Below are 1,864 nucleotides of genomic sequence, written 5' to 3'. Positions count from 1 at the left end.
GTCGTTGCCGAGCACGGTTCGGTCCTGGTCCGTGGCCTGGGGCTGCGTGACGCGGAACAGGCCGGTGCCGTCTTCCGGCAACTCGCGCCGACCGGTCTGATGACCGAGAGAGAGGCCTTCGCGCCCCGGGAGACCTACGCCGACGGCGTGTACTCCTCGGCGAAGTGGCCGCAGAACCAGCCGATGTGCATGCACCACGAGCTCAGCTACACCCTCGACTTCCCCGGCCTGATGCTGTTCGCCTGCCTCACCCCGCCCACCGCAGGCGGAGCCACCGCGGTCGCGGACGCCACCACCGTCCTGCACGCGCTGCCGGCCGAACTGACCGAGCGCTTCGAGCGGGAGGGCTGGCTGCTCACCCGCAGCTACAACGACGAGATCGGCGCCTCCTGGGCCGACGCGTTCGGCACCGACGACCGCACCGCCGTGGAGAACTACTGCCGCACCAACGCCATCGACCTCGCCTGGCAGCCCGACGGCGGCCTGCACACACGCCAGCGCCGCAGCGCCGTGGTCCGCCACCCGCTCACCGGCGCCCGCTGCTGGTTCAACCAGATCGCCTTCCTCAACGAATGGACGATGGCCCCCGAGGTACGCGAGTACCTCATCGAGGTCTACGGCCCCGACGGCCTGCCCTTCAACACCCGCTTCGGCAACGGCGAGGCCATCGGCGAGGACGTCGTCCTGCTCCTCAACAAGATCTACGAGGACAGCACCGCACGCGAACCGTGGCAGGCAGGCGACCTGATGCTCGTCGACAACATTCGCACCGCACACAGCAGAGAGTCCTACGAAGGACCACGCGACGTACTCGTCGCCATGGCCGAGCCGGTGAACCTGACCGACTGTTCGCCGACGGTGGAGGTGAGCGCGGGATGACCACCGTCCGCCCCAGCGCATTGGAGTTCACCATGTCCGAGCCGCCCGCCGTGCCGGCGTTCGCGGTGATCTCCGGCGCCCAGGTCCAAGCCGCCCTGCGAGGGCGTGAGAAGGAGATCACGGCACTGGTCGAGGCCACCTACCGGCTCCACGCCGCCGGTGACTCGGTCAACCCCCCCTCCTACTTCCTGCGCTTCCCCGACCGCCCCTCCTCACGGATCATTGCCCTGCCCGCCTCGGTCGGCGGACAGGTACGCGTCGACGGCGTCAAATGGATCTCCAGCTTCCCCGACAACGTCACCGCAGGAATCCCCCGGGCCTCCGCCGTACTCATCCTCAACGACCACGACACCGGCTACCCCTTCGCCTGCCTGGAAAGCTCCATCATCAGCGCCACCCGAACCGCCGCCTCAGCCGCCCTCGCAGCCGACCGGCTCAGCCGCGACCGGCAACGCCCCGTACGCGTCGGCTTCATCGGCACCGGCCTCATCGCCCGCTACATCCACACCTTCCTCACCGGCACCGGCTGGTCCTTCGACGGCATCGGCGTACACGACCTGTCCCCCGACAGCGCAGCCGGCTTCCGCTGCTACCTCGAACAGTCCGGCACCACCGGCCGCATCACCGTCCACGACAGCGCAGAGGAACTCATCCGCGCCAGCGACCTCGTCATCTTCGCCACCGTCGCCGCCCGGCCCCACGTCAGCAACCCGGCATGGTTCACACACAACCCCCTGGTACTGCACGTGTCCCTGCGCGACCTCGCCCCCGAGATCCTCCTCGGCTCGGCCAACATCGTCGACGACGTCGAACACTGCCTCAAGGCCGACACCTCACCACACCTCGCCGAACAACTCACCGGCAACCGCGACTTCCTCACCGGCACCCTCACCGACGTCATGTCCGCACAGGTGACCCTGCCCACCGACCGCCCGGTGGTCTTCTCACCCTTCGGCCTCGGCGTCCTCGACCTCGCCGTCGGCAA

2 protein-coding genes are annotated in these 1,864 nt (G+C 68.8%); both read left to right on the top strand.

Features of this window, described 5'->3' with window-relative positions; translation table 11 throughout:
• A partial coding sequence (locus tag ACFU5O_RS37425) for a TauD/TfdA family dioxygenase (RefSeq protein WP_384247488.1) occupies positions 1-879 on the top strand: 879 nt, incomplete at its 5' end.
• The coding region (gene sbnB / locus ACFU5O_RS37420; RefSeq protein ID WP_384247486.1) for a 2,3-diaminopropionate biosynthesis protein SbnB at positions 876-1,864 on the top strand (989 nt) is incomplete at its 3' end. The genes ACFU5O_RS37425 and sbnB, both read left to right, overlap by 4 nt.

The organism is Streptomyces sp. NPDC057445 (assembly GCF_042802855.1).
GTDB lineage: Bacteria > Actinomycetota > Actinomycetes > Streptomycetales > Streptomycetaceae > Streptomyces.
Note: the sequence above shows the minus strand (reverse complement) of the source record. Positions and strands in the feature narration are given on the sequence as shown.